Raw genomic sequence first — 25081 nt, 5'->3', positions numbered from 1 at the left:
TCTTAGTATTTCAGTTCAGTGGCGTCTTCCACATCAATTGAATTATGACTGCGGTAGAGATTGATGATGATGGCAATCGCTACGGCTGCTTCGGCAGCAGCAATCGTAATAATAAAAATGGTAAAGAAGATGCCGTCTAATTTATCGGGATACAAATATTTGTTGAATGCTACAAAGTTGATATTAACACTGTTCAGCATTAGTTCAATGGCCATGAGCATGGTGATCAGGTTTCTTCTTGTAAACAAACCATACATGCCAATGAAGAACAGGGCCGTGCTGACGAATAAAATATGTGAAACAGGAACTTCGCTCATTTTTCTTCAGGTTTTGTTTTTAATGCAATAACAATACAACCAACCATGGCTGCCAGTAATAACATACTCACTACTTCAAATGGTAAGGAGTAGCCACCTTGTTCTGTATTCAACATTGCTTTACCAATGCGTGCAACATCATTATCAAAGGGCTGGTCAATGGTGACAAAGCCATATTGATCAATTAACAAATAAGTAAACGCAAAGCCAAACAATACGGCCAATGCACCGGCGATAGTTCTTACCAATGGTGCTTTAGGCATTTCCTTGCCCGATTGCTGCGTTAGAAAAATGGAAAAGATAATGAGTACAACAATACCCCCTACATACACTACAATTTGTACTGCAGCAATAAACTGCACATCCATCCAGAAATAGAGACCGGCTATACCAACTAAAGAGAACAGCAGCCAGATAGCCGAACGGAAAATTTTTCTCGTGGTTACTGATAGCACACCCATGCTCAGAATAAAAGCTGAGATGAGATAAAATATAATTTGTGATGCAGTCATTTCAGTTCGTTATAAAACCAATATTCAATTATTCAACACCCGCCCTGATCTTCGATCCGGGTTGGTTCAATGTCTTTGTAAGTTTACTTCTGTCGAACACACTGTGTTCAAATGTTTGCGCCATCTTAATTGCACCTGTTGGACAAGCCTCTACACATAAATTACACATGGTGCATAATTCAAGATGATAGACGAATGTGTCAATCGCCTTTTTCTTCTTGCCTGTTTCTGCATCCACATCAAACTTGGTAATGATCTTGATGGTGGCGTTGGGACAAGCCAATTCACAAGCAGTACAACCCGTGCACGCATGTTCATTGTTCTCATCATGTATCATTACCACTTCGCCTTTGAAGCGTTCGGGCAATACCAATGTATCCCTGTTGTCAGGATATTGTTCGGTGATGATCTCTTTGTGGTGGGTGAAATAATAGCCGGTACGTTTCATACCTGTTGCTAATGATTTCATTGCACCCCAGACGTCTTTTATGTATTGTTTTAAAAACATAATGCTATATTAAAAATGCCAACCCAATATGGCGATCACCGTTACCAGTAATAAATTAAACATGCTGATCGGCAATAAATATTTCCACTCAAGATTCAATAACTGATCAATACGTAACCGTGGGAATGTCCAGCGGAACCACATGATCAGAAATATTAAAAAGAATGTTTTTCCAAAGAACCAGATGCTTGATGGAATATAATCCATCACATGATTGAATGCTTCCCAGTTACCAATGTGAAACGGCATCCATCCGCCTAAAAATAAGGTAGCACCAATTGCACAAACAATAAACACATTCACATATTCAGCCAGGAAAAAGAGTGCGAATTTCATTCCTGAATATTCTGTATGAAAACCTGCTGTTAATTCACTTTCTGCTTCCGCCATGTCAAATGGTGCACGGTTCGTTTCTGCTGTTACAGCAATAATGAAAATGATGAAGGAGATAATAGCAGGAATATGTCCTTTAAAAATCCACCAGCCATCGGCTTGTGCATTAATGATATCGCTTATACGCAAGCTTCCTGTTAAAACAACAATTGCAAGGATAGCAAGACCGGCAGATAATTCATAACTCACAATCTGTGCACCGCTGCGCATTGCACCAAGCAACGAATATTTATTGTTGCTGGCCCAGCCTGCCATTAAAATGCTGATGACTGAGATAGATGATACTGCGGTAATATACAATACACCAATGTTGAGATCCCATAGTTGAAAATCTTTGGCAAAGGCGATGGGCGCCATCAACAACATTGCAACAATCATGGCCACAAACGGTGCCACATTAAATAATAATTTATCAGCGCCACCGGGTGTCATTCCTTCTTTCACCAATAACTTTAAGGTATCTGCTAATGATTGAAACATTCCCTTCGGACCCACACGGTTCGGTCCTAAACGGATTTGTATCCATGCCGATACTTTGCGTTCCATGATCACCAATATTAATCCCAGCATTGCAAATAAGCCAATCACTGCCACACCTGCTATCAGCATTTCAAGTATAAGTGCCAATGTTGGGTTAAAGGTTTCATTGAGCCATTGATCAATGCTTGTTGCTATGTTACTTAAGCTCCACATTCAATTTTCGATTTATGATTACAGATTGCGGATTTAAATCTAAAATCTGCAATTGCTAATCTGCCATTAAACTATCTGTCAATATCCGGTATCACCAGATCCAATGTTCCCATTGCGGCAATCAAATCGCCGATCTTTCCACCTTTCACCAAATGATTCAATGCTGATAAATTGGAGAATCCGGGTGAACGGAATTTAATACGGTAAGGAGTTGTTCCGCCTTCGCTCACAATGTACACACCCAACTCGCCACGTGCTGTTTCTGCTTTTGTATAGAATTCACCTTTGGGTAATTTCAACACAGCTTTTGTTTTTGCCTGAAAATCACCTTCCGGAATATTATCAATTAATTGTTCAATAATGCGGATCGATTGTTGCATTTCACGAATGCGAACCATGTAACGTGCAAACGAATCGCAACCTGTTTCCAACACTTCATCAAATTCCAGCTTGTCGTAAATTTCATAAGGATATAATTTGCGCACATCGCTGCTTACGCCGCTGCCTCTTGCTACCGGTCCAGTACAACCGTAGGAGAGCACATCTTCCGGAGAAATAATACCAACACCTTTCATCCTGTTCTGGAAAATGATGTTGCCGGTTACCATTTCATCGTATTCGTGAATTTTACTTTTGTATTGCTGGATAAAATCCTTCACCCGTTTTTGAAAGTTGGGATGAAGATCGTGCATCACACCACCGGGCACCATGTAGTTCATGGTCAATCGTGCACCACATGTTTCTTCCATAATATCATTGATGCTTTCACGTTCACGAAACGCATGAAAGAAAGGAGTGAAGGCACCAAGATCCATCGCCATTGCTCCCCACCATAATTCATGTGAAGCAATACGGGTAAGCTCATCCATCAACACACGGATCACTTGTGCTCTTGCAGGAACTTCTATTTGCATTCCCTTCTCCACACACATGGCACATGCATGATTATTGATGTGTGCAGAAAGATAATCCATGCGACTGGTTACATAAATGAATTGGCGGTAGGTGAGGCTTTCGCACATTTTTTCAATCGAGCGATGAATATAACCAAGATGCGGTTCTACATTCTTAATGGTCTCGCCGTTTAACGTAATTACCAAATGCAACACGCCATGTGTAGCAGGATGCTGTGGTCCTACGTTAATGATTAAATCGCCTTCTGTTGTTGTACCTACTTCTTCAAACATAAATTAGAGTCTGATCATGTTAATCGGATCTTCAAAATCTTTCAGCATGGGTTTCTTTCCTTCCCATCCATCGGGTAAGATCAGCAAACGCAGATCTGGATGATTCAGGAATTTTACACCAAACATTTCATAAACTTCACGTTCGTGAAATTCTGCAGTGCGCCAGATATGGCTCACGGTTTCTATTTCAGGATTTGTTCTGTCGAGTTTTGCTTTAACTACTATTTCATGACGATGAATGGTGGAACGCAGATGATACACCATTGTGAGGTGCGTTTTCCAATCAACACAAGTCAAACAAAAAAGAAAATTGAATTGCATTGATGGATCGTTCCGCAATTGTTGTGCGAAGGCTAACCAATCAGTTGCATCAACGTTGATCGTCAGGAAATCGCTGCCATCTTCAATTACTGCAGAAGCTAACAGCGTTGGAATACTTGTCTTTAATTCTTCGTTCGTCATATACTTTCTTTTCCTTCCTTTATTTGTTCTCTTGTTAAACCACTTTTGATCTTTTCCTGCAATGAGATCAATGCATGTAATAATGCTTCGGGGCGTGGCGGACAACCGGCCACATATACATCAACCGGTATTACATGGTCTGCACCTTTTACAACGGAGTATGTATTATAAAAGAAAGGGCCTCCGCTGATGGCACAGGCACCCATTGCAATCACATATTTTGGATCGGCCATTTGATCATACAAACGTTTCAGCACCGGTGCCATTTTATTTACAATGGTACCTGCAATAATAATAACATCGGCCTGGCGTGGTGTGGCACGTGCTACTTCAAAACCAAAACGGGAAAAATCATATTTGGCACCTGCGGTACTCATCATTTCAATACCACAACAACTGGTGGCAAACGTAAGTGGCCATAATGAATTGGAGCGTGCCCAGTTAATTACATCATCCAATTTGCTGAGGACAATACCACCGCCCGGTGTTTCGTGGATCTGTCCGGGAAAATCTGTTGCGGTATGTTGTTGTTCTGTCATCTGGTACTTTTGGTTGGGTGTAGTTTATGATTATTTTATTTCCATTTCAATGCACCTTTTTTATGTGCATACAAAAAGCCCATAAATAAAATGAAGAAGAAGATCACAATTTCAATGAGTGCCAGCCAACCCACTTGTTTGGCTGCAACGGCCCACGGATATAAAAAGATCAGCTCCACATCAAAAATTAGAAAGATGAGAGCGAATAAATAATAACCTACATTAAATTGAATCCAGCTGGGGCCAACGGTTGGTATACCGCATTCGTATGGTTCAGCTTTTTGTTGATTTTTTGTGGCTTTCGTCACCACTTTTGCGATAAGAATAGCACCCGCCGAAAAGGCGCAGGCAGCAAGTATTAACAGAATGAGTGAGGCAGCACCCATAAACAGATTGGTTTGTTTGTGGTTAAATTACATCATTTCTTTCTTTCACCTGTCGTTATTGTTTAAAAACTTATTCAGAATTGTTGTTATGAATAAGTTTCCGACAAGCGATTATAATTTGAAAGGCGAAAGGTCGCAGTTGAATGAGTTGCAGCAATTGATGACAGTCATCAAAAAAACTGTTTCCTCTCATCTGTTACAATGATGAATATTATCCATATAATTCCTGATGAATCGCTTTCTTATCGTAACCCATATCCATGATTCGTTTCTTTGTTTCATCGATCATGGCTTTCCATCCGCATAGATAAAAACTTGCTTCTTGTCTATCGCTGCATAACTCTTCGTAGATCGGGTGTACATAACCTGTGCGACCTTCCCATTCCTCACGTGACAGAGTAGGGATATACTGAAAGCCCGGAAGATCCTGCTCCAGTTGTTTTAATTCTTCGTAATAAAGCAGGTCAGCTTTTTTGCGTGTGCCAAACAACAGGTAAATATTTTTATGCGGGAGATTATGCAACTTAATATAATGTGCCATACTGCGGAATGGAGCAATGCCGGTTCCCGTACAAATAAAGAAAAGATCTTTTTCAATCGGGTCTGGTAAGGTAAACACACCCATAGCACCACGTACAGGAAACTCGGTTCCTACAGTTGCGTTATTAAATAACCAGGTTGTGCCTGCACCTGCTTCATTTAATACAATGAGCAGTTCAAATACATTGGTGCCGTCGGGCCATGATGCAATGCTGTAACTGCGTAGGCGTTTGCTTTGCTGTTCGTGAATCGGAAATTCAAGCTGCACAAATTGACCGGGCTTAAAATCAAACACGTCCAGTTCTGAAAGTTGAATCCAGTAACGTTTTGTATTGGGAGTTTCGTCAACAATACGAATGATCTTGCCGGTACGCCAGGGTTGAAGCGCCATGAGTTGGTTGTTTTAGTGCCTCAATTTATTTTATATGAAGGTATTAACCAATCTTTTTTACGAAAACGAGTGCGTGCTGATACGTATTTTAAAGAAAAATGTTTTATATCATAGTTTGATGAAGCTGATTGGCAGGTTGAGGATTTGATAAAACTTGCCGGTTAATGTTTACCGTGGAGAATTATAATTTAGAGTAGCAAGAAACGAAAAAGGGAACCGATAATTCGGTTCCCTCTTATTTTACAAAAAGAGATTAGAAATTACTGCTTGGTAAAAGTAGTAACAAGCTTATAGTTTCCTCCGATATCTTCAGAAACTTCAAAACTGTTACACTTATTAACTACAGTTCCACTAAAATCATATCCGCCACCAGAAGTTTGAGAAATCGTTAGGGAACCACCAACAACATCCCAATCGCCGGCACCATCTCCTGAAGGATTACATTGGGTACCAGCATCGTCAAACACGAGCGTTTTATCCGCTTTAAGTTGATAAACATCATCTTTTTCACAAGCATCCAAATACTGATCTATAACAGATTGACCAGCTAATGTAATATTTGTGATTTTGTAATTACCCGCAAGAGCAGCAACAGTGTTGTCGCAAGATGTTTTGTCGTTCTTTTTGCAGGAAAACAGGAGAGCAGAGGCAGCAACTGCTGCGAAGAAATAATTTTTCATGAGATACAATTGATTTTGTTTCGACGAAAATAGTCGCTGGCATTTAGAATTGCTCATTTTTCAAAAGTCAATTAGCAACTGCGCAGAAATTGAGATAAATGTGTTTTTTAAATGCTTGTTCTTCGGAATTTACGGGTTCAAATAATAAAAAAGGGCTTTCAAAAGAAAGCCCTTCCATCAATCGACTGATGATTACGGTTGTTGGAACAGCGACGTAAAAAAGTCTTTCATATCCTTCCAGCTGGCGGTATCGGCAGCTGCATTGTACTTGATCGGTATGTTGAATTTCTCGCCCATGGCTGTTGCGTTGGGGTTAGTAAATGCATGTACTGCATCTGCATATTCTTTAAATGTATATTGTATGCCGGCAGAATCCATTTGTTGTTTGAAGGTAGCAACTTCAGTTGCCGGTACAAAAGGATCGGCTGCGCCATGACAAACCAGAATTTTAGCTTTCAACAAGTCTTTATTTAAAGGAGTGCCAACTACGTTGCCGTGGAAACTTACCACTCCTTTTACATCCAATCCCATACGGGCTGTATTTAATACCATCGCACCGCCAAAACAATAACCGATGGCGGCAATATTAACAGCATCAGTTTGTGGATAGCTTTTAAGTTTTGCAATAGCTGCTTCCATGCGTGTTTTTGCCATTTGCGGGTTTTGATAGAATGGACCTGCTGCTGCACCTGCACTATCGGGGTTATCAGCTATTTTACCATTGCCATACATATCCATTGCCATAGCTATATAACCAAGCTTCGCCAACTCACGGGCACGCATCATAGCATAATCGTTCAAGCCCCACCATTCAGGTACGATCAGAACTGCCGGACGGGCACCTTGAATATTCTCATCATATACCACAAAGCCATTCATAGTAATGCTGTCGCCGGTATAGGTAATACTTTCTTCTTTCAGAACAGGCTCTTTGGTTTCAGTTGTCGCTTTTGTTTCTTCATTATTACAGGCTGCCAGGGCAACAATTGCCAAAACAGGCAGCAGGAAACGGAACTTCATTTTTTTCATGATTCTCATTTTAAGTTTAAACATTGGCCTTAATAACCACAAAGGGAACAAAAAGTTTGGAAAGGTGAAGCTGTTATTTTGCTGAGGCAGGCACTCGGTTCATGGGCTGCCGGACAGCAGCGGTAGCTCCCCGCCCCAAGCGGGGACTACGAGCGGATGGCCAGAATCAAAGTTGATGAAGGAAAACTAGGATGAAAGCCCCCAACTTAAAACAATTATAACCAGCAGATTCGGGCTTTTTCCAAAGTTTTCCTCATTTCTAAATTATCCTATTTTCCATTTTTCATTTCCCCTTCAGCCCCTTACCTTTGCGGCCAAATAAAACAAAGGTTTTATTCAGCGAGGCAAAAAGAAATAAAAAATAACGAGCTAATTTTAAAACTCTCTTTTTTAAATACATTCAATATGGCCAATACTGGTAAGGTAAAACAGGTTATCGGCGCCGTTGTAGACGTTCAGTTCGACGGCACACTCCCCGAAATTTACAGCGCTCTTGAACTTAAACGCCCTAATGGTGACGTACTCGTAATGGAAGTACAGCAGCACTTGGGAGAAGACAGTGTTCGTACCATTGCAATGGACGGTACTGAAGGTCTCGTTCGTGGTATGGAAGTAACTGATACAGGTAAGAATATTACCATGCCTACCGGTGAATTGATCAGCGGCCGATTATTTAATGTAACAGGTGATGCCATTGATGGTTTGCCACAAGTAAGCAAAGAAGGTGGTCGTGCAATTCACGCCAAGCCACCGGCTTTCGAACAATTGAGCACAACCAACGAGATATTATTTACAGGTATCAAAGTAATTGACCTGATCGAACCATATGTAAAAGGTGGTAAGATCGGTTTGTTTGGTGGTGCCGGTGTGGGTAAAACAGTATTGATCCAGGAATTGATCAACAATATTGCAAAGGGTTACGGTGGTTTGTCGGTATTTGCCGGTGTGGGTGAGCGTACCCGTGAAGGAAACGATCTGTTGCGTGAAATGATCGAAGCAGGTATCATGAACTATGGTGATGCATTTAAGCACAGCATGGAAGAAGGTGGATGGGATCTGAGCAAAGTGGATATGGAAGGTTTGAAACAATCAAAAGCAACCTTCGTATTCGGTCAAATGAACGAACCTCCAGGTGCACGTGCTCGTGTGGCGCTTTCTGGTTTGACAATTGCCGAGTATTTCCGTGATGGAGATGGTACAGGTAAAGGAAAAGATATCCTGTTCTTCGTTGACAATATCTTCCGTTTCACACAAGCCGGTTCTGAAGTATCGGCGTTGCTAGGCCGTATGCCTTCAGCGGTGGGTTACCAGCCAACGCTTGCAACTGAAATGGGATTGATGCAGGAGCGTATCACTTCAACACGTAACGGTTCAATTACATCTGTACAGGCGGTATATGTACCTGCGGATGATTTGACCGATCCGGCACCTGCAACAACTTTCGCTCACCTGGATGCTACTACGGTATTGGATCGTAAGATCGCTGACTTAGGTATCTATCCAGCGGTAAGTCCTTTGGAATCTACTTCACGTATCCTTACTCCACAAATTGTAGGTGATGCACATTATAATACAGCAAACCGTGTGAAGTTGATCCTTCAGCGTTACAAGGAATTGCAGGATATCATTGCGATCCTTGGTATGGATGAATTGAGTGAAGAAGATAAAATGACTGTATTCCGTGCACGTAAAGTACAGCGTTTCCTTTCTCAGCCATTCCACGTAGCGGAAGCGTTTACCGGTTTGAAAGGTGTATTCGTAAGCATCGAAGACACGATCCGTGGCTTTAACATGATCATGGATGGTGAAGTGGATGAATATCCTGAAGCATCATTTAACCTTGTTGGTACAATTGAAGATGCCATCGAAAAAGGTAAAAAGTTAATGGCAGCAGCGAAAGGATAATTCAAATTTTCAAATTAGCGTATGAATCTCGAAATATTAACTCCACTCGGAAAAACATACAGCGGCGAGGTAATTGGTGTACAGTTGCCTGGTATTGCCGGTAGCTTTGAAGTACTGGATAACCACGCTCCGTTAGTAAGTGCGTTGAAAGCCGGACAGTTAAAAATACTGGTTGAAAAGAACCGTAACGAACTGTATAAGATCCAGGGTGGTTTTGTAGAAGTGCTGAACAATAAAGTAACAGTACTGATTGAAGGAAGTGAAGCTGTGTAAACAGATTTAGATAAGTTTTGAAAGGTCCCACGTTAACAGTGGGACCTTTTTTTATGTAATTGTATTTCTCCCTGCATCCATCGTTCATAAAACAATTGTTTATGAAAACGAAATGGCTGCAATTCCTCTTGTATGTTCTCCCTGTTACATTAGTTGCCCAATCAGTAAAACGTATTCCTGTTGAATCAAAAATGGAACAGGTAACCGTGTTTATGAAAGGGGCACAGGTTAAACGAACCGTGAAACAATCCATTTCTGCAGGCAAGCAGGAGATTGTGTTTACCGGTATCTCCACCGATATTGAAAAGCAAAGTGTGCAGGTGAAAGCCGATGGCAGACTCACTATTTTATCGGTGCGAGTTCAACGTGACTATTTAAAAGAACAGGAAGTACGGGAAGAGATCAAAACAACGCAGGAGAAATTTTTCCAACTAAATGACAAGATCAGTCTTACATCCAAAGTGCTGGAAGTATTTAAGCAGGAAGAAGCAATGATCATCAAGAACCAGCAGATAGCAGGATCAACTGTTACATTGAAACCCGAAGAGTTAAGGCAATCACTCGATTTTCAAAGAACAAGATTAACTGAAGTGTTGAAGCAACAACTGTCGTTGCAAAAAGAGATCGAGGAGTTGAATAAAGAGCGAAACAAACTATCGAATCAACTGGCTGAGATGAGCAGGAAGATCGATCTCTCTACCAATGAAATTGTTGTTCTGGCTGATGTGAAAGAAACAGCAACTGTTCCGTTTGAAATAACATACCTCGTACAGAAAGCAGGATGGTATCCTACTTATAATATTCGTGTAAAAGATGTGGTGAGTAAGCTGCAATTGGAAATGAATGCCAATGTGTACCAGACAAGCGGCGAGAACTGGAATAATATTAAACTGGTATTATCAACCGGTAATCCGAATGATAATAATTCAAAACCACTGATCAACCCATGGTTTATATCTTATGTTGATGCGCAGATGAGTAATTATATGAAGCAATGGACCATCAGCGGAAGCGACCAAATGTTGATGGGAAGAGTAACGGATGATAAAGGAATACCTATTTCTCATGCAAGCGTGGTGATCAAAGGCACAACACAAGGGGTAACAACTGATGCGAATGGATTCTATCGACTAAAAGCAAATGGAAATACACAAACTTTGGTTGTGTCATCAGTTGGATTTGAGCAATATGAGTTTGCTACCGGAAGAAGCTTTGTTAGTGTAGCAATGAAGCCAATGGCTAACAATCTGCAAGAGGTAGTTGTGGTTGGTTATGGTGCCAAAAGCGGGTATGATTCTGAGCCTTCAGAATTTATGAAAAAGGAAGTAAGGTCAAAATCGAATTCAATTCCTTTACAAGTCATCACAACTTTTCAACCCATCACAACTCAATACGAAATACAGGAAATAGCAACAGTAAATAACGATGGTAAAGTATATACAATGAGCATCAATGACAAAAGCATTGAAGCGTATTATGAATATTACGCTGCGCCAAAACTCGATGAAGCTGCATACCTCACTGCCAAGATTATTAATTGGCAGGATCTTAATTTAATTCCCGGTGAAACAAATTTATTTTTCGAAGGAACATTCCTCGGCAAATCTTATCTCGATCTGTCAACCGATTCTGATTCCTTGTCACTTTCATTGGGTGTTGACAAAGGCATTACGGTTAAACGAACTTTGTTGAAAGAGTTCAGCAACAAGAAATTCCTTGGAAATAATCGGACGGATACCAAGCAATATGAAATAACTGTTCGCAACAACAAAACTGTGCCGGTGAATATAATTGTGGAAGATCAGTTTCCAATTTCAACATTAAAGGAGATAGAAATTGACGACCTGAAATACGATGGAGCCAAATTGAACGATGAAACAAAGATCATCACCTGGACCTATACCATCGATCCAAAACAATCGAAGAAAATGGAAATGAAGTATAGTGTAAAATACCCCAAAGAAAAGAAATTGCAACTTGATTAGTAAAATTGAATCACGAAGGCACGAAGACTGAAAGGCTCACAAAGAATAGCAGATTGTATTCTTTGTGCTACTTAGCGACTTTGCGCCTTTGTGGTTCAAAAACTTACTTAGAAGCAACCTCTATTTTCTGCATCTTTCCTATCTTCACGCACTTCAAAAATTAATGATATGCGCAGGATCATCAGTGGTATTCAGCAGGTAGGTATCGGTGTTACTAACGCCGACGAAGCATTTATCTGGTACAACAAACATTTTGGAACCGATGTGGTGGTGTTTAAAGATGCGGCCCGTGCTGAGTTGATGAAGCGTTATACCGGAGGTGAAGGTCATGAACGTTATGCGATTCTTGCATTGAATATGCAGGGTGGTGGTGGATTTGAAATTTGGGAATACCGCAGCCGTAAATCGCAACCCGCTGCATTTGAAGTGCAGTTAGGTGATACAGGTATTTTCGTAATCAAGATCAAATGCAAGAATGTGAAAGCAGCTTATGCTGAATATCAGAAGGCTGGCTTAAATCTCTTGAGTGCACCAAAAGAAAATCCCGGTGGCATCGAATCGTTCTTTATGAAAGATCCTTACGGCAATATTTTTGAAGTGATGGCTGATGATAATTGGTTTGGTGACACCGGTCGACATACAGGTGGTGTTTGTGGCGTAACCATTGGCGTTAGTTCTATTGCAGAGGCGCTTCCTTTTTATGAAAAGGTGTTGGGCTACGATAAGCAATTGTTTTTAGATGAAGGACATTACGAAGAGTTCAGCAAAATACCAGGTGGGCAACATCATTTCAAACGTGTGATGTTAGGTCATACACGCAAACAGGAAGGCGCTTTCTCAAAATTACTCGGACCAACTTATGTTGAATTGGTTGAAGTGACTGATCGTACACCGAAGAAAATTTTTGAAAACCGTTACTGGGGCGATCAAGGATATATTCATGTATGCTTCGATATTAATGGTTACGAAGAGCACGAACGAATTTGCAACGAAAATGGTTTTCCATTTACAGTTGACAGCGCCAATAGTTTCGACATGGGTGAAGCTGCAGGTCATTTCTCTTACAACGAAGACCCTGATGGTACATGGATCGAATATGTAGAAACACATCGTGTACCCATTCTTAAAAAGATCGGTTGGTATTTGGATTTAAAAAACAGGAAGCCTGAAAAGCCATTACCCAACTGGATGGTGAAGAGTTTAAGTTTCTCCAGGGTTAAGGTGTAGACGTAGAACTGAGGCTAAATTGAAAAACCGCAAGTATTTATTTTGCTAACGGCGAAATTTTCTGGTCGTTCAGCAAGTGTTTTAGATCAAGCCAGTCGCTCACTGTATCCACAACTCTTAATTGATCAACTGTTGCAACAGTTAAACCTGCTGCTTCCGCATCCTTTAATGTACTGTTGTAAACTGTTTGACTGTTCCATTCCTTGTTAATAAAGAAAGGAGTGAAGAGGGAACGAAGACCAAGCAAATAATAGGCTCCATTCATATTTGGCCCAATACATACATCATGTGTTTTTAGCAGATCAAATGCTTCTTGCAAATGATGAGAAGAAAGTTGTGGGGAGTCGCTATGGATCATCAAGACCTTTTCATATTGCAACTGAAATATGAAAGCAAACGCATGCTGCATCCGTTCTCCAAAATTTTCTCCATGCTGTATTTGTTTATAGAAAAGAGTATTTTCCCAAAGATCAAGACGGTTTAAATCTTCTAAATAGAAAACAAATTTATCTGCATCTACTTTCAGTAACAAATCATGGGTATGTTGCAGTAATTGTTTATAAGCATCTGCTGCTGCAGCATTGCCAATATCTTTTGCCAACTTTGTTTTTACCTTTCCGGGTTCCGGATTTTTCACAAATACAATTACAGCTTTTTGTTTCATATAAGTTTTATTAACAGCATTCTATACCGAAATATAGTAAGCCTCAACACTCGTCTGATTTTTTAATTAACGCCAACATACACTATACTTTTGTTTTTCAAGGTGCCTGTTGTATGAACGGTATGTTATTTTCTTCACCCCGCTTTGCATGCACAATTGAATAATTTGTATCAATAATTGAGCCGTACATACCGGCCTGTGATTTCTTTTGCCTACTTTGACTAGAAGGCTGATGTCAAGCACTATTTTTTTGACAATTTTTAGTTGATATACGAGGGTTTTAAGAAAGCGGTTATTGGGTAAACTGAATTTTGATCAAGAAGTAATTTTCATCGACAACAGGGCAAATGATTGCAGTATTTATTGAAACATCAATTTAATTGCGGATCAATAGGATAGTTTATGATTTGAGTGTATTCGCCGCCCATTGATTTAACAGCTTCCTTCCAGATACTGTCTGTTTGGTTATGAAAAACGATATTGCGACTGGCGTTCACCGTTAGCCAGCTCTTTTCTTTCATTTCATCTTTCAGCTGGCCATTGCTCCAGCCACTGTAACCAAGGTAAAAACGTATTTTGTTGAGGTCAAGCGTTTCGTTTTTCAGTTTACTCAGCACGATATCAAAATCACCACCCCAAAAAATGCCTTTTGTTATTTCCTGACCACCGGGTATTTCATCGGGAAGTTGATGTAAAAAATGCAATGTATCCATTTGCACAGGTCCGCCATAATAAACAGGTACAGTATATCCTTCAAGATCGGAGATTAATTCGTTGAGTGTTTGCTCAAATGTGCGGTTGATCACCAACCCAAAACTTCCTGCTTCATCATGCTCGCATAGCAAAACAACGGTCCGCATAAAATTCGGGTCCTTTAAAAATGGATCAGATATCAGTAATATGCCACTAGCCGGTTCAATCATACACTTAATTTACAGCGGAATTTTCAATTTTCCATTTTTTCGCACATGTTCTGTCAAAGCCTCGTTAAAAGAAACAGGTGTTTAGAAATAGATGATTTCCTGTTACTTTCACAGGTATTTTTGCAGATAGCCCAAAAAGGGTGAATGCACAACCGTAAACAATACGCATGAAGAAAACGTTTCCCATCATTATTGCTTTGATCACACTGTCGTTAATGGGGATCATTTATATACAGGTGTCTTGGTTGAGAAACCTGGCTTTTCTACGGGAGGAGCAGCTAAAAGAAAAACTGTCGGCAGTTATTCAGCAGGTGGGTGAGGAGCTGGTGGTGCAGCGCAGCGATGCGTTTAATAATCTTGGCCGCATGCCCGGTATGAAGTTTCCGGGTGATGGTTATGATATCTACAAACAATTTTCTGTTACAAACAGGTTTACTATTTACGAGATCAGGGAAAAACTTCAAAAAGCTTTTATCCGGAATAATTTAAAAGACACGGAGTTTGAATTTGCAGTGGCAAGTGATAATGTGTTTGGTCATTATGAATTAAAGTCGCCACGGTTTATGGATATGGCTTCCGATACAGTGCATAATTTAAAAGCATGGTATCCGTTGGTGGCAAGCAGCGGAAGTATACTCGAAAGCTTGGCGCCCGATGAAGTTTTTGTAATTGTGGTACCCGACGTAAAAAGTTATGTACTTCAATCGCTGGGTTGGATGATTGCCGGATCAATTTTATTTACACTCATCATTATTACTGCCTTCTTCCTCACTATTCGTACGCTGTTGCGGCAAAAGAAATTGGGCGATATGAAGAATGATTTCATTAACAACATGACGCATGAGTTGAAAACTCCATTGGCAACTATTTCTCTTGCGGTTGATGCGTTAAAAAATGAAAAAGTATTGGGCAATCCTGAAAAGCTTGGATACTTCACGAACATGATCAAGGATGAGAACAAACGCATGAATAAACATGTGGAATCAATTCTGCAGGCTGCACAAATGGAACGCCAGGAAGTGCAGTTGAATTTACGTGAGCTGCATGTGCATGACATTATACGAAATGTATTAACCAATCTTCAACTCCAGATCGAAGAGAAACAGGGCAAGGTTGATGTACAGCTTTCAGCAACAAATGATCTGATGGATGCAGATGAAGTTCATCTCACCAATCTCATCAACAACCTTGTTGATAATGCACTGAAATATTCAAAAGATGATTCGTTTCAACTGCACATCAGTACAAAAAACATGGGTAAGTTTATTCGTATAACTGTAGAAGATCATGGTATTGGTATGAATAAAGAAACCCTTGCACGTGTGTTTGAAAAATTCTACCGTGCACATACCGGCAATGTACATAATGTAAAAGGTTTCGGACTTGGTCTCAGCTATGTAAAGACAATGGTGGAAGCACATGGCGGTAAAGTAAAAGCCGATAGTGTAATTGGGAAGGGAAGTACGTTTACGGTTGATCTGCCGTTGAAGAAATAATCATCGTCTTTTCGCAACTGGTATTACCAATTTCAAACCACTCCATTGCTCAGTAACAGCACACACTTTCACATCAACAAGATCGTGTGTTAATGCAAACCGGCGTATCCAATCTTCATTGAGGTCAGTAGCAATGCCCGCACTCTTTTTATACCAGCTCACCCAAAAGCTAACGTTGCCGCTCAGGCGCTTTTCAATTTGCTTGTAAAATTTCAGAAATTCTTTTTGCGATGCTGCAAACAGATGAATAAACTCAGGCCGTTCTTTTGTGCCACATAATTGTTCCGGGTAATCAGCAGATATCAATTCCCAATACGCATCAATTCCACCCGGTGGGTTAAGGATGAGGAGTTTCATCTCATCCGTAATTCCAAGTTTCTTTATAAGGGGCGTACCCGAGTAGCCTGTCATGGCAGTTTGTTTAATTCACAATGATTCTTTGGTTTTCCACAGGCTATTCACGCTAATCCACATCGCTTTTCACAAAAATGAGGGTTTAAAGGTCTCAATCCCTTTGCCAGTAAGGCTCAGGGAGTTGTGGAAAAAATAAAACTTCCCAGTTTTGGTTCAAAAGTGGGAAAAAGTGTTATTTTGTGTGTAATTGTGTAGGATTATTAATAAAATCGCTTAAATGATTGGTTTTCTGGGTGAATATGAGGTTACGCTCGACTCAAAAGGTCGCTTCCTGCTCCCGGCTGGCTTTAAAAAGCAAGTTCCGGAAGACTGGAACAACCAGTTTGTTATCAGTCGTGGCCTGGATTCATGCCTCAATTTATACCACAGCAAACACTGGGAACCCATTTTCGCCCACATCAGTTCTTTAAACGATTTTGATCCGAAGGTAAGGCAATTTCAACGCTACTTTTTGAACGGAGCAACCACCATCGAGCTTGATTCTGCAGGTCGTTTACTGGTGCCCGCTCAACTGAAAGAATTTGCAGGGCTTGATAAAGATGTGGTGTTGTTTGCCAAAGGAAACAAGATAGAAATATGGGATAGTAATAAGTACAAACAGTTCTTTGAAGCCCTTTCAGCCAACGATTTCAGCAACCTGGCGAATGAGGTGATGGTGAAACCTCCGGTGGTGTAAGAGATGGCGAAACAGAAAAAAATACAAGCTGCAGACCCGCAAAAGGTCGATCAGCAACAGGATGTTTATCACATTCCTGTAATGTTGATGGAAGCTGTAGATGCGTTAAACATAGATCCCGATGGTGTTTATGTTGATTGCACATTTGGCGGCGGCGGTCACAGCAGGGAGATTTTAAAACGTTTGAGTAAAGACGGGAAGTTGGTCGCTTTTGACCAGGACCCTGATGCCAAACGTAACCTGCCTGATGATGAGCGTATTGTTTTTGTTCCGCACAACTTCAAACATCTTACCCGCTTTTTAAAACTCAACGGTTTTGCAAAAGTGGATGGCATTTTAGCCGATCTGGGAGTTTCGAGTCACCAGTTTGATGAAGGTACAAGAGGTTTTTCTACAAGGTTCGATGGCCCGCTCGATATGCGGATGGATCCATCGCAACCGGTAACAGCTTCTTCTATTCTTCTCACTTATTCGCAACAGCAACTGCACAAATTGTTTGAACAATACGGTGAGGTAACAAATGCAAAAACGCTTGCAGCAACGATCGTTCAGCAACGTAACACCAATCCATTTCTAACAATTGAGCAGTTGAAACAGGCATTGCAACCGGTGGTAAAGGGTAATCCCAATAAATATTTCGCCCAGGTGTTCCAGGCATTGCGTATTGAAGTGAACGATGAATTAGGTGTGTTGAAAGAATTGTTAGAGCAACTGCCCGGTATCCTGAAACCCAAAGCCCGAGTGGCTATCATTTCCTTTCATTCGTTGGAAGACAGACTGGTGAAAAACTTTTTTAAAAAAGGAAGTTTTGAAGAGGAAACGTATAACCCATTTGAACGGGAAACAAAAGAACAGGTATTTAAGATCATTTCGAAGAAACCAATAGAACCATCGGCTGAAGAGCAGAAACTGAACTCAAGATCCAGAAGTGCACGGTTACGAATAGCCGAAAAACTTTAACCCTTGTAAAAACTGAAGAAACAAACAAACTGAACACAGGAAATTACAAACAAACCAATGGCAGTAAAAGAGCCGAAGATCGATTTTAAAAAGTGGTTGAATTACCAGTGGATCGTGAAGAACGTTCCATACTTTCTCTTTCTCTCCCTGCTGGCGATCATTTACATCGCCAATGGCCATTACGCCGATAACACCATCCGCAACATTAACAAAACCACCAGGCAATTAAAAGAACAGGAGTATGAGTACAAAACACTCAACGGAAAACTCATGTTCCAAAACAGGTTGAGTGAAGTGGCAAAAGCAGTTGAGCAAATTGGTTTAAAAGAAAATATACAACAGCCCATCAAATTAACTGACAGCACAAAACTGAAAGACAATTAATGGAAGTTAAAAAAGACATATTGTGGCGTGTTTACCTTGGCTTTCTCGGCTTGGGTGTATTTGGCTTCCTCATTTTAGGGAAGGCTTTTTACACACAACGAATTGAAGGAAGTTATTGGAAGAGCATGGGCGATAGTCTGCATACAAAGATTCTTGATCTTGATGCTGAACGTGGTACAATTTACAGTGAAGATGGAAGTATGCTCAGTACATCGTTACCGCAATTTGATATCTATATTGATTTTGGTGCTGATGGTTTGCGTGCAAAAGCCGGAAAGAATTTTAAAGAGAATATCGATTCATTAAGTATTGCGCTTGCAGGTTTGTTCAACGATAAAACATCTGCTACTTATAAAAAGGAATTAACGCAGGCTTATAAAGAGAAAGAACGTTACTACCTGCTGCATAAAAAAGTATCTTTTGAAGATTACAAACAACTCCGTGAGTTTCCATTGGTGCGCTTAGGTCGTAACAAAAGCGGTTTTATTGCTGAAGTAAAAACGAAACGTCTTAATCCGTTTGGTGAGCTTGGTTTCCGAACCATTGGTTTGTATCGTGAAAATTCAAAACTCGTTGGGCTTGAACGGTCATTCGATAGTGTGTTGCGTGGTACAACCGGTAAACGCCTGGTGCGTTACGTAGCAGGAGGAGTAATGATGCCTGTAGAAGGTTTTGAAGTGGAACCTGAGAATGGTGATGATGTGTACACAACTCTTGATGTGAACATCCAGGATATTACAGAGCGGGCATTGATGCGTACAATGACCACCAATGAAGCATTGGAAGGAACTTGTATTGTTATGGAAGTGGCAACAGGAAAGATCAAAGCCATTGCAAATCTGGGTCGCACAAAAGATGGAACTTATTTCGAAACAGATAATTATGCATTGCGTACTTCTGAACCTGGTTCAACAGTAAAATTGGTAACACTTCTTGCTGCATTGGAAGATAAGCATGTAACCATCAATGACAATATAGCTATCCATGGTGGTCGTTGGAATTTAAATGGAAGAACAATTGTTGATGATCATCATGGTCCGGAAGTAACAAGTATTAAAGCAGCATTTACGCAAAGTTCGAATGTTGCAATGAGTAAGCTGGCTTATCAGTATTACACAAAAGATCCCAAAGAATATTACAAGCATCTGAAGGCACTTCATCTTACTGCAAAAACAGGTATTGAGCTCAACGAAGAATTCAGTCCGCTTATAAGGAATCCCAATAAAGTGAAACCAAAGAACTGGCATCCGCAAACATTGGCATCATGGGGTTTTGGATATGAGCTGATGGTGTCGCCTTTACAGATGCTGATGGTGTACAATGCTGTTGCCAACAATGGTAAGATGATGAAGCCTTACCTGCTCAACGAAATAAAAAGTTACGGAACAGCGATCCGTAAAAATGAACCTGTTGTTTTGAATGAAGCAATAGCAAGTGAATCAACCATCAAACAATTACAGGAATGTTTAGCTGCTGTTTGCACAGAAGGTACGGCAAAGAAACAATTTGAAACTGCTCCTTATAAAGCAGCAGGGAAAACAGGTACAGCAAAAGTGAATGATGGAAAGTATAAATATCGTGATGGAGTATATCAATCAGCATTTGCAGGTTATTTCCCTGCAGAAGCACCAAAGTATTCCATCATTGTGGTGGTAAAAAACAAACCACATGCAGCTAACTACTATGGAGGATCTGTGGCAGCTCCCGTATTCAGAGAAATTGCTGACCATCTTTATAAATACAGCCAGGAACAGCAACCTTATCAATTACCTGCCATTGCTGATTCTATGCTGTACACATTCAACGGAATGAAAAAAGAACTGCAGGTGATTGCCTTGCAGTTTGGATTTAATTACGCTGATCAACTGGCAGGTAACTGGCGCAGATCTTACCTCAAGAATAATAGTGTGCAACCTATGTCAGCTGAAGCAAAAGAAAAGCTGGTGCCTGATGTAAAAGGAATGGGATTGAAAGATGCATTGTATGTAATGGAAACAGCAGGTGTAAAAGTAAAAGTAACAGGAAAAGGAAGAATCAATAATCAATCGATAGCAGCAGGCACACCTGTTGCAAAAGGACAAGAAATAATGTTGTATCTCAACTGATGGCAGTATTAAAAGACATATTATACAAAGTGCACCTGCGCAGTGTTCATGGATCAACCAATGTTGATGTGAATGATCTGCAGATCGATTCACGTATGGTGAAGCCGGGCACTTGCTTTATTGCCATTAAAGGTGTGTCGGTTGATGGTCATGAATTTATCAACAAAGCTATTGAATCAGGTGCCACAGCTGTAGTGTGTGAAGTGTTACCTGATCAACTGAATGATGATATAAACTATATACAGGTTGCCAACAGTGCAGAAGCAGCAGGCTTTATGGCCAACCAGTTCTTTGGAAATGTGAGTGAGCAAATGAAAGTGATTGGTGTAACAGGCACCAATGGAAAAACAACCATCGCTACATTATTATTTAAACTGTTCAGTGGTTTAGGTTACAGGTGTGGATTGATTTCAACAGTTGAATATCACGTAGGTGATCAAGTATTTCCATCAACACATACAACACCTGATGTAATTAATTTAAACAGCTTATTAAAACAGATGTACGATGCCGGTTGCACTTATGTTTTTATGGAGTGCAGCAGTCATGCTATTCACCAGCATCGTATTACCGGTATCCATTTCGCCGGCGCATTGTTCAGCAATATCACGCACGATCACCTCGATTATCACAAAACTTTTGATGAATACATCAAAGTAAAAAAGAGCTTTTTTGATGGACTTGGGGCTGATGCGTTTGCGATCAGTAATAGAGATGATAAAAGAGGTGAAGTGATGTTGCAGAATACAAAAGCAAAGAAGTTGTATTACGGGCTGAAGAATATCGCTGATTTTAAAGGAAAGATCCTGGAGAACAGTCTCACCGGTTTGCAGATGATGGTGAACAATGATGATGTTCATTTCCGTTTGATCGGCGAATTCAATGCGTACAATTTGCTTGCTGTTTATGGAGCAGCTATATGTCTGAAGGAAGATAAATTAAAAGTGTTGCAGGTGTTGAGTGGAATCACAGGTGCGGAAGGAAGATTTGATTACCTCATCTCGCCAAAGGATCTCATACTCGGTATTGTTGATTATGCTCATACGCCCGATGCATTGCAAAATGTATTGGCAACCATTAAAAAATTAAGAAGAGGTCATGAGCAGATCATCACAGTTGTTGGTTGTGGCGGCGATAGAGATAAAACCAAACGTCCGGTGATGGGTGAAGTGGCTTGCGAATTAAGCGACCGTGTGATTTTCACCAGTGATAATCCACGCAGTGAAGATCCATTAGAGATTCTGGCTGATATGGAATTTGGTTTGAGCAGTGCAGCAAGAAGAAAATTTATTTCAATCGCAGATAGAAAAGAAGCAATTAAAACTGCTGTGAGTCTTGCCAGGCATGAAGACATCATCCTTGTTGCCGGCAAAGGACATGAAAAGTACCAGGACATTAAAGGAGTGAAGTACGAGTTTGATGATAAGAAGGTATTGGAACAAATGTTTGAATTATTAGAAAGATGAAAATGAGTGATGAGTAATCAGGGATGAGTAAACACTCACCATTGACCATTCACCACTCACCATAAAACTGAATACATGTTAAAGAACTTATTTGATTGGTTGAACAGTATCGGGATCAAATTCCCGGGCGACAATCTGTTTCAGTTCATCACCAGCAGGGTGATGCTGGCGGTATTGTTATCACTGATCATTTCAACTGTGTTCGGCAAGAAACTCATCAACTACCTGCGCAAACGCCAGGTTGGTGAAACGGTTCGTGATCTTGGTTTAGCCGGTGAACAACAAAAGAAAGGCACACCAACAATGGGTGGGCTCATCATTATTCTTGCGATTGTTGTACCAACCTTACTGTTAGCTGATGTTAGCAAAGTCTATATCCTGCTCATGTTGTTTGCAACAGTATGGATGGGTATGATCGGTTTTATTGATGATTATTTAAAACTCCGTGCAAAACGTTTGGCTCAGGAGCAAGGTGTTAATTATAAGAAAGGCGATAAAGACGGATTAGCAGGTTGGTTCAAAGTATTAGGGCAAGTTGTATTAGGTGTTGCAGTTGCAACCACATTAATGTTTAATGATTCAGTAAGTGCTTATCGTGAGTTTAGAGGAACTGAATTGCCGGCAGGTTCTGATGTGAAAGTGGTGAAGCTCGATGGTAAGGAAAGAACAATGGTAAAAGCAAATGAACCGGTTACCACTATTCCATTTGTAAAAAATCATGAGTTCAATTATTCAAAACTATTACCCAAAGCTATTCGTGGAGCAACATGGTTGTTGTATGTCTTGATCGTGATCTTCATTGTAACAGCAGTATCAAACGGTGCAAACATTACCGATGGCATTGATGGATTGGCAACGGGCGTATCGGCAGTGATTGGAATATGTCTTGGCATTTTTGCTTACGCAAGTGGCAACATGCGACTGGCTGATTATCTCAACATCTTATATATACCCGGCATTGGTGAGTTATCCATTTTCATTGCAGCAATGGTTGGTGCATGTATCGGTTTTCTTTGGTACAATTCCTATCCGGCACAGGTGTTCATGGGCGATACCGGTAGTTTAATGTTAGGTGGTGTAATTGCATCATTGGCATTCTTAGTAAGAAAAGAATTATTGATACCCATTTTCTGCGGAGTGTTTTTAGTAGAAAACCTGAGTGTGGTGCTGCAGGTTGGCTACTTCAAATACACAAAGCGAAAATATGGTGAAGGCAGGAGGATATTCTTAATGAGTCCGCTGCATCATCATTATCAGAAAAAAGGATTTCATGAGAGTAAGATCGTCACCCGCTTTTGGATCGTAACGATCCTGTGTGTGGTGCTGGCGATTGTAACACTCAAAATCCGCTAAAGAGGTTATTGAAAAACCACCCCTGGTTTTCAATCCTTACCCAACCAATCCTATGTAAGACTTAGAAGAGAACCATCTATGTAGCACCTCTGAGATCCTGTACTAACCCATACTTGTGAAGAGCCTTTTTTATTTCTCTTGGGAAATAAGAAAAGTAGAAAAACCAAAAAAGAAAATGTTACCGGTATCCGGTTACCGGTAACATTTATCAGGAAACCGGATACTTGAAATGAACATGGCACACAAATGTTACATACTTGGTGGCGGCGAAAGTGGAGCAGGCGCTGCTATTCTTGCAAAGAAGCAAGGGTATGATGTATTTGTGAGCGATGCTGGACCTATCAAAAATATTTACAAAGAAGAACTGAAAGAATACGGGATTGAATTTGAAGAGAGCATACACAGCGAAGAAAAAATTCTGAGTGCAGATGAAATTGTAAAGAGTCCCGGTATTCCAGAGAAAAGTGAGATGATGAAGAAGATACGCAAACAAGGTATTCCTGTAATTAGTGAAGTGGAGTTGGCGTATCGTTTTAAAGGTAACAGCAAGATCGTTGCAATTACCGGAAGCAATGGTAAAACAACCACTACATCATTAGCGTATCACATTTGCAAACATGCAGGATTGGATTGCGCATTGGTTGGCAACATCGGTATCAGCATTGCAAAACAGGTCGCTATCGATCCAAAGGAAGTGTATATCGCCGAGCTTAGCAGTTTTCAGCTCGATGATATTAAAGAATTCAAAGCAGAGATCGCTGTGCTTACAAACATCACGGAAGATCATTTAGACAGGTACGAGTACAAATTCGAAAATTATATCAACGCAAAATTTAAGATCACCAATAACCAAACGAAAGACGATTTTTTCATTTACTGTGCCGATGACCCGGTTACAGCAAAGTATTTAAAAAAACTTACTCTCCAATCAACCCCATTACCATTCACCATGAAACAGGAACCACAAAAAGGCGCTTTCATCAAAGACGGCACCATGACGATTGCAGTGAACGACGACAAAGTAACAATGAGCGTAGACGATTTTAAGATCAAGGGTAAACACAACCAGTACAACACCATGGCAGCAGGTATTGCAGCGGCTACTTTAGGTATTCGCAAAGAAAAGATCAGGGAGGCCGTTACCACATTCGAAAGCCTTGAGCACAGAATGGAAATGGTGGCAATGGTAAAAGGAGTTGAATACATCAACGACAGTAAAGCAACCAACATTAATTCTACCTGGTATGCACTGGAGAGTATGACGCATCCAACCATTTTAATTCTTGGTGGTGTTGATAAGGGAAATGATTACGAAGTATTAAAAGAACTGGTGAAGGAAAAAGTAAAAGCAATTGTTTGTCTTGGGTTAGACAACAGAAAAATTCACGAAGCATTTGGTGATACGGTTTCATTGATCGTGAATACCACCAGTGCGGAAGATGCAGTAAGAGCAGCTTATCATTTTGCAGAGAAGGGGGATGCAGTATTACTGAGTCCTGCATGCGCCAGCTTCGATCTGTTTAAAAATTACGAAGACAGAGGAAACCAGTTTAAGCAAGCAGTAAGAGATCTGTAAAGAGAATTACGAGGTACGAAGTAAGAAATACGAGGAA

At 40.5% G+C, this 25081-nt stretch carries 26 protein-coding genes; 12 read left to right on the top strand and 14 right to left on the bottom strand.

The annotated features are described in order from the left end of the window. Positions 1–2: 2 nt before the first annotated feature. The 11 genes from nuoK to VK159_RS19895 form a co-directional block, all read right to left on the bottom strand. Entirely contained in the window at positions 3–317 is a 315-nt protein-coding gene (nuoK, locus tag VK159_RS19945; RefSeq protein WP_324231935.1) for an NADH-quinone oxidoreductase subunit NuoK, read from the bottom strand. Next, positions 314–829 (bottom strand): NADH-quinone oxidoreductase subunit J, encoded by a 516-nt coding sequence (locus VK159_RS19940; RefSeq protein WP_324231934.1) that lies wholly within the window; start codon positions 827–829, stop codon positions 314–316. Before VK159_RS19940 ends, nuoK begins: the two co-directional genes overlap by 4 nt. Positions 830–857: 28 nt before the next feature. Beyond that, entirely contained in the window at positions 858–1337 is a 480-nt protein-coding gene (locus VK159_RS19935; protein ID WP_324231933.1) for a 4Fe-4S binding protein, read from the bottom strand. Positions 1338–1346: 9 nt separating this feature from the next. Further along, the gene (nuoH, locus tag VK159_RS19930) at positions 1347–2423 is read right to left on the bottom strand and encodes an NADH-quinone oxidoreductase subunit NuoH (RefSeq protein ID WP_324231932.1); all 1077 of its coding nucleotides are present in this window, start codon (positions 2421–2423) and stop codon (positions 1347–1349) included. 71 nt (positions 2424–2494) lie between these two features. Then, complete coding sequence (locus VK159_RS19925; RefSeq protein WP_324231931.1) at positions 2495–3610, bottom strand: NADH-quinone oxidoreductase subunit D; 1116 nt, start codon at positions 3608–3610, stop codon at positions 2495–2497. Positions 3611–3613: 3 nt separating this feature from the next. Beyond that, positions 3614–4072 (bottom strand): NADH-quinone oxidoreductase subunit C, encoded by a 459-nt coding sequence (locus VK159_RS19920; protein ID WP_324231930.1) that lies wholly within the window; start codon positions 4070–4072, stop codon positions 3614–3616. Then, a complete protein-coding gene (locus VK159_RS19915) occupies positions 4069–4611 on the bottom strand; it encodes an NADH-quinone oxidoreductase subunit NuoB (RefSeq protein ID WP_324231929.1) in 543 nt (180 codons plus the stop codon). Before VK159_RS19915 ends, VK159_RS19920 begins: the two co-directional genes overlap by 4 nt. Positions 4612–4646: 35 nt before the next feature. After that, entirely contained in the window at positions 4647–4997 is a 351-nt protein-coding gene (locus tag VK159_RS19910; RefSeq protein ID WP_324231928.1) for an NADH-quinone oxidoreductase subunit A, read from the bottom strand. Positions 4998–5208: 211 nt separating this feature from the next. Continuing rightward, the gene (locus VK159_RS19905; RefSeq protein ID WP_324231927.1) at positions 5209–5928 is read right to left on the bottom strand and encodes an FAD-dependent oxidoreductase; all 720 of its coding nucleotides are present in this window, start codon (positions 5926–5928) and stop codon (positions 5209–5211) included. Between the two features lie 260 nt (positions 5929–6188). After that, the gene (locus VK159_RS19900; RefSeq protein ID WP_324231926.1) at positions 6189–6608 is read right to left on the bottom strand and encodes a lipocalin family protein; all 420 of its coding nucleotides are present in this window, start codon (positions 6606–6608) and stop codon (positions 6189–6191) included. Positions 6609–6800: 192 nt separating this feature from the next. Further along, the gene (locus tag VK159_RS19895; protein ID WP_324231925.1) at positions 6801–7637 is read right to left on the bottom strand and encodes a dienelactone hydrolase family protein; all 837 of its coding nucleotides are present in this window, start codon (positions 7635–7637) and stop codon (positions 6801–6803) included. 405 nt (positions 7638–8042) lie between these two features. Here VK159_RS19895 and atpD point away from each other — a divergent pair, with 405 nt between their 5' ends. From atpD to VK159_RS19875, 4 genes are all read left to right on the top strand, one after another. After that, positions 8043–9542: a F0F1 ATP synthase subunit beta gene (atpD, locus tag VK159_RS19890; RefSeq protein WP_324231924.1), complete on the top strand. Its 1500-nt coding sequence runs from the start codon at positions 8043–8045 to the stop codon at positions 9540–9542. 21 nt (positions 9543–9563) lie between these two features. After that, positions 9564–9815 carry an ATP synthase F1 subunit epsilon gene (gene atpC / locus VK159_RS19885; RefSeq protein ID WP_324231923.1) on the top strand — a complete coding sequence of 84 codons (252 nt, stop codon included), beginning with the start codon at positions 9564–9566 and terminating at the stop codon, positions 9813–9815. 101 nt (positions 9816–9916) lie between these two features. Then, positions 9917–11800 (top strand): mucoidy inhibitor MuiA family protein, encoded by a 1884-nt coding sequence (locus VK159_RS19880; protein ID WP_324231922.1) that lies wholly within the window; start codon positions 9917–9919, stop codon positions 11798–11800. Positions 11801–11968: 168 nt separating this feature from the next. Beyond that, positions 11969–13027, top strand: a complete 1059-nt coding sequence (locus tag VK159_RS19875) for a VOC family protein (RefSeq protein WP_324231921.1) — start codon at positions 11969–11971, stop codon at positions 13025–13027. A gap of 37 nt (positions 13028–13064) precedes the next feature. Here VK159_RS19875 and VK159_RS19870 read toward each other — a convergent pair whose 3' ends face one another. Then, entirely contained in the window at positions 13065–13691 is a 627-nt protein-coding gene (locus VK159_RS19870) for a TIGR04282 family arsenosugar biosynthesis glycosyltransferase (RefSeq protein WP_324231920.1), read from the bottom strand. A gap of 371 nt (positions 13692–14062) precedes the next feature. Further along, complete coding sequence (locus VK159_RS19865) at positions 14063–14614, bottom strand: YqgE/AlgH family protein (protein WP_324231919.1); 552 nt, start codon at positions 14612–14614, stop codon at positions 14063–14065. Between the two features lie 167 nt (positions 14615–14781). Between VK159_RS19865 and VK159_RS19860 the strand changes: the two genes are divergently transcribed. Continuing rightward, positions 14782–16110, top strand: coding sequence for a HAMP domain-containing sensor histidine kinase (locus VK159_RS19860; protein ID WP_324231918.1), 1329 nt, complete (start codon positions 14782–14784; stop codon positions 16108–16110). Here the strand turns inward: VK159_RS19860 and VK159_RS19855 are convergent, their stop codons facing one another. Then, complete coding sequence (locus tag VK159_RS19855; protein WP_324231917.1) at positions 16111–16521, bottom strand: hypothetical protein; 411 nt, start codon at positions 16519–16521, stop codon at positions 16111–16113. A gap of 220 nt (positions 16522–16741) precedes the next feature. Between VK159_RS19855 and mraZ the strand changes: the two genes are divergently transcribed. The 7 genes from mraZ (at position 16742) to murD (ending at position 25044) form a co-directional block, all read left to right on the top strand. After that, positions 16742–17200, top strand: a complete 459-nt coding sequence (gene mraZ, locus VK159_RS19850) for a division/cell wall cluster transcriptional repressor MraZ (protein ID WP_324231916.1) — start codon at positions 16742–16744, stop codon at positions 17198–17200. 3 nt (positions 17201–17203) lie between these two features. Continuing rightward, a complete protein-coding gene (gene rsmH, locus VK159_RS19845; RefSeq protein ID WP_324231915.1) occupies positions 17204–18160 on the top strand; it encodes a 16S rRNA (cytosine(1402)-N(4))-methyltransferase RsmH in 957 nt (318 codons plus the stop codon). A gap of 57 nt (positions 18161–18217) precedes the next feature. Continuing rightward, on the top strand, positions 18218–18544 hold the full coding sequence (locus tag VK159_RS19840) for an FtsL-like putative cell division protein (protein WP_324231914.1): 327 nt from the start codon (positions 18218–18220) through the stop codon (positions 18542–18544). After that, positions 18544–20649, top strand: coding sequence for a penicillin-binding protein (locus tag VK159_RS19835; protein WP_324231913.1), 2106 nt, complete (start codon positions 18544–18546; stop codon positions 20647–20649). Before VK159_RS19840 ends, VK159_RS19835 begins: the two co-directional genes overlap by 1 nt. Beyond that, positions 20649–22115 carry a UDP-N-acetylmuramoyl-L-alanyl-D-glutamate--2,6-diaminopimelate ligase gene (locus tag VK159_RS19830; protein WP_324231912.1) on the top strand — a complete coding sequence of 489 codons (1467 nt, stop codon included), beginning with the start codon at positions 20649–20651 and terminating at the stop codon, positions 22113–22115. The genes VK159_RS19835 and VK159_RS19830 overlap by 1 nt, the downstream gene beginning before the upstream one ends. 75 nt (positions 22116–22190) lie before the next feature. Continuing rightward, entirely contained in the window at positions 22191–23468 is a 1278-nt protein-coding gene (gene mraY, locus VK159_RS19825; RefSeq protein ID WP_324231911.1) for a phospho-N-acetylmuramoyl-pentapeptide-transferase, read from the top strand. Positions 23469–23703: 235 nt separating this feature from the next. Next, complete coding sequence (murD, locus tag VK159_RS19820) at positions 23704–25044, top strand: UDP-N-acetylmuramoyl-L-alanine--D-glutamate ligase (protein ID WP_324231910.1); 1341 nt, start codon at positions 23704–23706, stop codon at positions 25042–25044. Positions 25045–25081 lie beyond the last annotated feature (37 nt).

It is taken from the genome of Lacibacter sp. (genome assembly GCF_035299325.1).
Lineage (GTDB): Bacteria > Bacteroidota > Bacteroidia > Chitinophagales > Chitinophagaceae > Lacibacter.
This window is presented reverse-complemented; position numbering and strand designations above follow the sequence as displayed.

What these genes read in the sequence shown, in the direction of transcription:
- nuoK (WP_324231935.1), bottom strand. Translation starts at nt 317, where the DNA reads ATGAGCGAAGTTCCTGTTTCACATATTTTATTCGTCAGCACGGCCCTG.
- VK159_RS19940 (WP_324231934.1), bottom strand. Translation starts at nt 829, where the DNA reads ATGACTGCATCACAAATTATATTTTATCTCATCTCAGCTTTTATTCTG.
- VK159_RS19935 (WP_324231933.1), bottom strand. Translation starts at nt 1,337, where the DNA reads ATGTTTTTAAAACAATACATAAAAGACGTCTGGGGTGCAATGAAATCA.
- nuoH (WP_324231932.1), bottom strand. Translation starts at nt 2,423, where the DNA reads ATGTGGAGCTTAAGTAACATAGCAACAAGCATTGATCAATGGCTCAAT.
- VK159_RS19925 (WP_324231931.1), bottom strand. Translation starts at nt 3,610, where the DNA reads ATGTTTGAAGAAGTAGGTACAACAACAGAAGGCGATTTAATCATTAAC.
- VK159_RS19920 (WP_324231930.1), bottom strand. Translation starts at nt 4,072, where the DNA reads ATGACGAACGAAGAATTAAAGACAAGTATTCCAACGCTGTTAGCTTCT.
- VK159_RS19915 (WP_324231929.1), bottom strand. Translation starts at nt 4,611, where the DNA reads ATGACAGAACAACAACATACCGCAACAGATTTTCCCGGACAGATCCAC.
- VK159_RS19910 (WP_324231928.1), bottom strand. Translation starts at nt 4,997, where the DNA reads ATGGGTGCTGCCTCACTCATTCTGTTAATACTTGCTGCCTGCGCCTTT.
- VK159_RS19905 (WP_324231927.1), bottom strand. Translation starts at nt 5,928, where the DNA reads ATGGCGCTTCAACCCTGGCGTACCGGCAAGATCATTCGTATTGTTGAC.
- VK159_RS19900 (WP_324231926.1), bottom strand. Translation starts at nt 6,608, where the DNA reads ATGAAAAATTATTTCTTCGCAGCAGTTGCTGCCTCTGCTCTCCTGTTT.
- VK159_RS19895 (WP_324231925.1), bottom strand. Translation starts at nt 7,637, where the DNA reads ATGAAAAAAATGAAGTTCCGTTTCCTGCTGCCTGTTTTGGCAATTGTT.
- atpD (WP_324231924.1), top strand. Translation starts at nt 8,043, where the DNA reads ATGGCCAATACTGGTAAGGTAAAACAGGTTATCGGCGCCGTTGTAGAC.
- atpC (WP_324231923.1), top strand. Translation starts at nt 9,564, where the DNA reads ATGAATCTCGAAATATTAACTCCACTCGGAAAAACATACAGCGGCGAG.
- VK159_RS19880 (WP_324231922.1), top strand. Translation starts at nt 9,917, where the DNA reads ATGAAAACGAAATGGCTGCAATTCCTCTTGTATGTTCTCCCTGTTACA.
- VK159_RS19875 (WP_324231921.1), top strand. Translation starts at nt 11,969, where the DNA reads ATGCGCAGGATCATCAGTGGTATTCAGCAGGTAGGTATCGGTGTTACT.
- VK159_RS19870 (WP_324231920.1), bottom strand. Translation starts at nt 13,691, where the DNA reads ATGAAACAAAAAGCTGTAATTGTATTTGTGAAAAATCCGGAACCCGGA.
- VK159_RS19865 (WP_324231919.1), bottom strand. Translation starts at nt 14,614, where the DNA reads ATGATTGAACCGGCTAGTGGCATATTACTGATATCTGATCCATTTTTA.
- VK159_RS19860 (WP_324231918.1), top strand. Translation starts at nt 14,782, where the DNA reads ATGAAGAAAACGTTTCCCATCATTATTGCTTTGATCACACTGTCGTTA.
- VK159_RS19855 (WP_324231917.1), bottom strand. Translation starts at nt 16,521, where the DNA reads ATGACAGGCTACTCGGGTACGCCCCTTATAAAGAAACTTGGAATTACG.
- mraZ (WP_324231916.1), top strand. Translation starts at nt 16,742, where the DNA reads ATGATTGGTTTTCTGGGTGAATATGAGGTTACGCTCGACTCAAAAGGT.
- rsmH (WP_324231915.1), top strand. Translation starts at nt 17,204, where the DNA reads ATGGCGAAACAGAAAAAAATACAAGCTGCAGACCCGCAAAAGGTCGAT.
- VK159_RS19840 (WP_324231914.1), top strand. Translation starts at nt 18,218, where the DNA reads ATGGCAGTAAAAGAGCCGAAGATCGATTTTAAAAAGTGGTTGAATTAC.
- VK159_RS19835 (WP_324231913.1), top strand. Translation starts at nt 18,544, where the DNA reads ATGGAAGTTAAAAAAGACATATTGTGGCGTGTTTACCTTGGCTTTCTC.
- VK159_RS19830 (WP_324231912.1), top strand. Translation starts at nt 20,649, where the DNA reads ATGGCAGTATTAAAAGACATATTATACAAAGTGCACCTGCGCAGTGTT.
- mraY (WP_324231911.1), top strand. Translation starts at nt 22,191, where the DNA reads ATGTTAAAGAACTTATTTGATTGGTTGAACAGTATCGGGATCAAATTC.
- murD (WP_324231910.1), top strand. Translation starts at nt 23,704, where the DNA reads ATGGCACACAAATGTTACATACTTGGTGGCGGCGAAAGTGGAGCAGGC.